The 5,681-nt window shown below is 62.1% G+C and carries 5 protein-coding genes and 1 pseudogene; 5 read left to right on the top strand and 1 reads right to left on the bottom strand.

What is annotated here, in order from left to right:
* The 5 genes and pseudogenes from BGIM_RS68505 to BGIM_RS0138885 form a co-directional block, all read left to right on the top strand.
* A pseudogene (locus BGIM_RS68505) lies at window positions 1-238 on the top strand (ISAs1 family transposase); the annotation flags it as partial.
* A 197-nt stretch (window positions 239-435) separates the two neighbouring features.
* Entirely contained in the window at window positions 436-1,692 is a 1,257-nt protein-coding gene (locus BGIM_RS54750; protein ID WP_157369762.1) for a YncE family protein, read from the top strand.
* 370 nt (window positions 1,693-2,062) lie between these two features.
* Window positions 2,063-2,956, top strand: coding sequence for a leucine-rich repeat domain-containing protein (locus BGIM_RS0138900; protein WP_020475011.1), 894 nt, complete (start codon window positions 2,063-2,065; stop codon window positions 2,954-2,956).
* A gap of 47 nt (window positions 2,957-3,003) precedes the next feature.
* Window positions 3,004-3,570, top strand: a complete 567-nt coding sequence (locus tag BGIM_RS59035) for a GNAT family N-acetyltransferase (protein ID WP_157369761.1) — start codon at window positions 3,004-3,006, stop codon at window positions 3,568-3,570.
* Window positions 3,571-4,198: 628 nt separating this feature from the next.
* Window positions 4,199-5,389, top strand: a complete 1,191-nt coding sequence (locus BGIM_RS0138885) for an FAD-dependent oxidoreductase (RefSeq protein WP_020475008.1) — start codon at window positions 4,199-4,201, stop codon at window positions 5,387-5,389.
* Here the strand turns inward: BGIM_RS0138885 and BGIM_RS60710 are convergent.
* A partial coding sequence (locus BGIM_RS60710) for a transposase (protein ID WP_162136334.1) occupies window positions 5,289-5,681 on the bottom strand: 393 nt, incomplete at its 5' end. The genes BGIM_RS0138885 and BGIM_RS60710 overlap by 101 nt on opposite strands.

The following is a 5,681-nucleotide window of genomic DNA, read 5'->3' as shown; positions in this document are numbered from 1 at the left end:
GGCGCATTGGGGAATTGAAAACGGTTTGCACTATACGCGAGACGAAACCTTGGGGGAGGACCGGTGTCGCGTGCGGCGCGGAGCTGCCCCGCGGGTGCTGGCCTCGCTGCGAAACGTGGCCGTTCATGTGCTGCGCGGGATGGACACGCCGAGCATGGCCGCCGCCACCCGCGAGTTCGCCGCCGACCCGAGACGTGCACTGGACTTCCTCACTGACCCAAGATCAACCTCTGAGTAGCCCTGCCAGAAGTGGTTGTCAAGGAGATTTGACCTGATGCTCCATCGCGAAGTGCCGATGTGCGGTCAGGGCATGCTCATTGCGACCCGCCGCCGGGCGTGATACATTCTTCAAAACATGAGAGCCGGAATGATTTGCGCGGGGATGTTATCGAATTAGAACTTCGGCGGCCGACGGGGGTTAAGGTGTTTCCAATCATGACGCACGGCACGGTGGTCGCTGCTGCTCTCGCGGGTTGCCTGTTTGGCTGGAACGCGCCGCGCCCGAAGCCAGTCCCGCCGACTTCCGAAGTCGCCGTGCGTGAGGTGCGGCTCGGCAACGGACCCAGCCACCTTGCCGTGCGGGATGGCACTCTTTTCGTCAGCGGCTTCCACTCCGGCCGTGTCTCGGCCCACGACCTGTTGAGCGGGAAGGCCCTTCGGGAGACCCTGCTCGACGCCTACGAGGTCCCGGCCGATCCGAAAGCCGGCTTGCCGGCGAGAAAAGCCCATGAGTGCGCGGGCGGGCCGCTTGTCTCGGCCGCCGACCGCCTTTTCGTCGCCCAGACGTTCAGTGAGTTCGTGCTCGTCATGGACCCGGCCACACTCCGCGTCGTCAAACGACTGCCGCTCGGGGGCGAGGGGGCGATGGCGGTCGCGCCGGACGGGTCTTTCGTCGTCTTCGCGTCGAACAAGAAGGACGAGTTCCACCTGATCGACCCGAAGACTTACCACCATACGACCGTCGCCTACCCGCCGGGCGGGCGGGGAATCGGGGCGGTCGCCGTCTCGCCGGACGGACGGTTCGTCACGCTCGGCATCCAGCGAGGCTGGACCCCGCCGGACGGGCCAATCGACTTCTCGAAAGCGACTCGGAAGCCGAAGGAACACGCCGACGGGCGGTCGAAGCTCGTCGGGCAGTCGTTCTTGGCGGTCTACGACATCCGCGTGAGGCGGTACGTCGCGACGGTCAACTTGGCGGAGCCGGTCTCGGCGGAGCGTCCTGACGAGGCGGACAGTGGCAGCCCGTTCGCCTTGGCGTTCAACCGGGACGGGAACAAGGTGTACGCCGGTATGTTCCAATCAAAGTCCGGCGTCCGGGTGATCGACACGACCGGGTGGCGGCTCAGCGGCGACATCCGCTTCGCCCCGAACGCCGACAACACGAGGGAGTGGACGAATCCGATCAGGTTGGCCGTCTATCGCGACTGGCTTTTCGTGGCCAACCGCGAAAACGACGAGGCAATTGTGGTGGACACGAGGTCCGACAAGCCGGGCGACCGGCTGCGATACGAGGGCGGGGGTGACGGATTCACGGGGTTCGCCGTCGAGGCGGACCGGATTTATCTCGCCGGTGGGCGAGGGCAATCGGTCCGCGAATTGGACGGCTGGTCGCTGGCCCGCCGGTTGGCAAGCCGTCCCGGGGGCGACTCCGGCCCGCCCTTGGAGCTAACGCTAACGGTCGCACCGCACTGACCGACGGCGTGGCGCCGGACGTCGGTCAGCGAGCAGCGGATTTGGGAAAAGGCAATGATCAGACATCGACCTCCCCCTTGCCCGAGCGACCCCGCTCGTCTGTCGTCCCGCCATGTCGCCCACCCCTCAAGATCACGCCAAATTTGTCGCCCGCAAGGCGATTTCAGATCGCCAGATCACGGAGCCTGATGTGGCTCGTGCCCTGGTCAAGTGCGCCCTCGGCCGCGAGCGGACAAGCAAACTCACCGGATGATGTTTGACCCGGCCAGTCGGCCGGTTTACGCTAACACCTAACTCATAAATCGATGGACAGTGTTGGGATATGGCATGTGCAATATCCAACGGATTGACGTCCATTTGGGAGTCACACATGCTTCAATCCCGACTCGCCACCCTGGCCGTTCTGCTCGTGGCAACGGTCGCCGTCGGGCAGGAGGACGACCAGACCTCTGTCACCGCTTTGAAGAAAATGGCCGCCGATGTTTCGGTTGACCGGGACGGATTTGTCACCGACGTCCGGTTGAATCCCCAAAGCGGGTCGGTGCGCGACGCCATCCCGCACCTTGCGAAACTGCCTCGCCTGAGAACCCTCGCCCTCCATTCTGACAACGGGTCTGTTGACTTGGCGTCTGACCTCGCTGTCTTGCCGGCGCTGACGGAGGTTGAACTTCACGCCTCCGCGCCGGACGGCCGGTCGGCGACATGCCCCCGCGTGAAATGGGCGTTGCTGCCTAAAATCCGCACCGTGCGGCTCACCGGCGCCGGGATCGGCGACCGGCAGTTGGAAGACCTCGCCAAGGCCACCGGCCTGCGGAGCCTGCACCTGAACGGGGTGGCCGTCACTGACAAGGGACTGGCCTGCCTCAAGCAAGTCAAGGGACTGAACATGCTGCTCATTCAGTCGTCTCACGTGACCGCCGGAGGGGTGAAGGCAATCAGCGCCCTCGACGGCTTGACATCTCTCACCCTCGCCGCCAACGCCATCGGACCGGACGGGTTCCGGCACTTGGCGGCAATGACCGGCCTGGAGTACCTGAACCTGGAATCGACCGACGCCACCGACTCTGACGTGGCCGCCCTCGCGCGGCTGAAGAACCTGACGCACCTCGACCTCGGGTACAATACCTACCTGACCGACAGTTCGTTGCCGCCATTAGCCGGGTTGAAAAAACTGACCGGGCTGCGCCTGTACGAGACCAAGGTCACGGAAGGCAGGATGGCGGACCTGAAGAGGGAACTGCCGAAACTGTTGGTGGGCAAGTAGGACGTGAAGGCTTTTTGTGTCGTCAATCAGACGAAGGAGTGGAATCGGTGGCGTCAGTCGTAATCCCCGCATCAAGACTTGACCTGATTCTCCAGACACCCGACGAAGCGCTCGCGTGGATCGACTCGATGCCTCCGGCCGACCGGGCCGAAGTTTCCCCGGACTGGATCGCCCGAGTGCGGGTAACGGCAGTTGGCGACCCTTGGGCCCTCAGTTACACAGCCGTCGAACGGGTCAGCGGGGCTGCCGTGGGCGTGGGCGCGTTCAAAGGACCGCCTGATGCTGGCGTTGTCGAGGTGGCTTATGGCATCGACGAGGTTCACCGAGGCAAAGGATTCGCCACCGAGGCGGCCGGGGCGCTGACCGAGTTCGCATTCGCCAGCGGCCTGGTCCGCCTCGTTCGAGCCCATACCAAACCGGACAATGTGGCATTGTCGCGTGTGCTCGCCAAGAACGGGTTCCGTCAGATCAGTGAAGTGATTGACCCGGAGGACGGGTTGGTGTCCCGATGGGAGCGTGATTTATCCGGGCCAGGCACGGCGCCTGAGTCATCTGCTCTTCTTCCTCCTTCTCAAACGCAATCCCCGTCACTGCTTGATCGCCCGCACGCATGACCTCCCGCGTCCAAGCCACCCCGTTCGGGTAACGTCCCGTCATGTCGCCCGCGCCCACCCCTCAAGATCACGCCAACTTTGCGCCCGTCAGGCAATCGCTGCTCGTCGGCAGGGTGAATATGACGAATACCTCGCATTGTCCCTGCAAGTCTTCGGTCCTGAATGGGAGCCTTGCAGCCGCACTTCCTCGTTGACCGTGATAAAGAGGGCTCCGAGGACGAGGTCGTTGATGCCAAAGTACTGTGGGACTTCGTCGCCTCTTGAAACGCGAAGCAAACGCTTGTTTCTTATGACGTGGACTACTCAAAAGTGATTCCGGCCGATTCCGAAGGGTTTGCGATCTTGATCGCCGAACTTAAGCGAGAGTTAGCATTGGAAACAACTTGACTGCCATATGCCGGTCAGAAAGCAAGCATGTGCGGAGATAAAATTCTGATTCCGCGGCATACGGGCGTATTCTAGTTGGCAGACCGCATTCCAATGTCACACCAACGACTCCGAGAGCCTTCTCGACGGGCCCTCATGGACCGACGAGCAGATCAAACACCGCCCGGCGGACATTTGGACTCGCAGAATCCGGTCAGAATTGGTGTTTTTAATATCTCGCACCCACGATTTCGAGGACACGATGGCCATTCCAGATTCCATCCGCCGCACACACGAAGCCTTGTTTGATTTGTGGTTTCCTACGGGGCAATTGCCCATCCCGCCGCAAATCTTGCCGGAGATTCGAGCAATCGCGGCGGGTGTGAGCGCCGGTCTGCTGGACGCGCTGGCCCAGGGAGACATGATGGCAATCCTGACTGGCTTGACGCAGCCGCAGGGGTTGCCATTTTATAACGTGCTGAAAGGTTCTTCTAATCCGGCCGTCCAGCGATTCCTGGCCGCCACCGGCGGATTCGGCGGATTGGACCGGGCCGACGCAACCTCCGTCTTCTCCTTCTTCTTTGACGGACCGGCGGCACCGGCATCAGCGGAGGTCGCCATGCTCTGCCGCGAGACGTACCTGTCCGCCATTTGGGGCCTGCCTCTTGCCGTGCCGCTAACGGGCATTCAAGCCCCGGCCACATTCGTGGGCAACCCGGCTGTGTACGCGAAGTTGAACGCTCCGACGATTCCGCCGGGAACGCTTGTCTATGACCCGAAAACCCAGACGATCCGGCCGAAAAAAGGGACCATCGATTACCTTGTGATCGGCGCGGGACCGGCCGGGGCGACCGTGGCGCATGAACTGCAAAAAAACGGGAAGCGGGTCGTGTTGATCGAGCAGGGCCCGTTTGTTGTTTGGGGCTCGATGGACACGATGAGCCACCCCAAGTTGATGTTCCGGGGCGGGGTGGCGGCAACGTCAGACAATGGCGTGCTGGTGAGGAGCGGGGAGGCGGTTGGCGGCGGGACGACGGTTAACATCGATCTGGCGTTTTCGCCGCTGGAGGCCACCATTCAGTCTCGCATTTCGCACTGGATCGACCAAGGATGGATCGACGGCCGGTTCTACACACAGGAGCGAATCTCGTCGGCCTACCAGTGGGTGCGGAACATCATCGGCACGCGTCAAGTGACGCAGGAAGAGTTGAACCGCGACAACCGGGTGCTTTGGGAAGGCGCCGGCGCATACGGCGTTGACCCGTCCTTGTATCATTTGAACCGCTTTCCGCAGGGGGACTCGCCTTCCCCTGTCACACAGAAGCGGGATGCCGCGCGACAACTTATTCGGCTCATCCGAGAAGTTCGTACTTGGCTCGATGGATTGAGTAAATGCGAAGGTGGAAGAATTCTTGGTCACGGTAGCCATAGGCCTGTCGTTGCAGGGTCTTGATTTTGTTGTTCACCCCTTCGAGGGGGCCGGTCGAAATCGGACAGCGATGGTAGTTCAGCAGGCCGGTCCGGTGCATCTGGAAAGAACTCGCCATCTTCTGCAACACCGACAGCTTGGACGCCTCGGCCCGCCGACACCAGTCGTCCAGAAACCGGGCGGCGTCTTTCGGGCTCCCCTGCTCCCAGAAGTGGCGAAACTCTTCTTTCATGTAATACGCCGTCGCCAGCGGTTGGTTGATCCGCAGGGCTTCTTCCAGCCGGGCGCGTTCCCCTTTGGTCTCGTCCAGATTCTC

The organism is Zavarzinella formosa DSM 19928 (genome assembly GCF_000255705.1).
GTDB lineage: Bacteria > Planctomycetota > Planctomycetia > Gemmatales > Gemmataceae > Zavarzinella > Zavarzinella formosa.
This window is presented reverse-complemented; position numbering and strand designations above follow the sequence as displayed.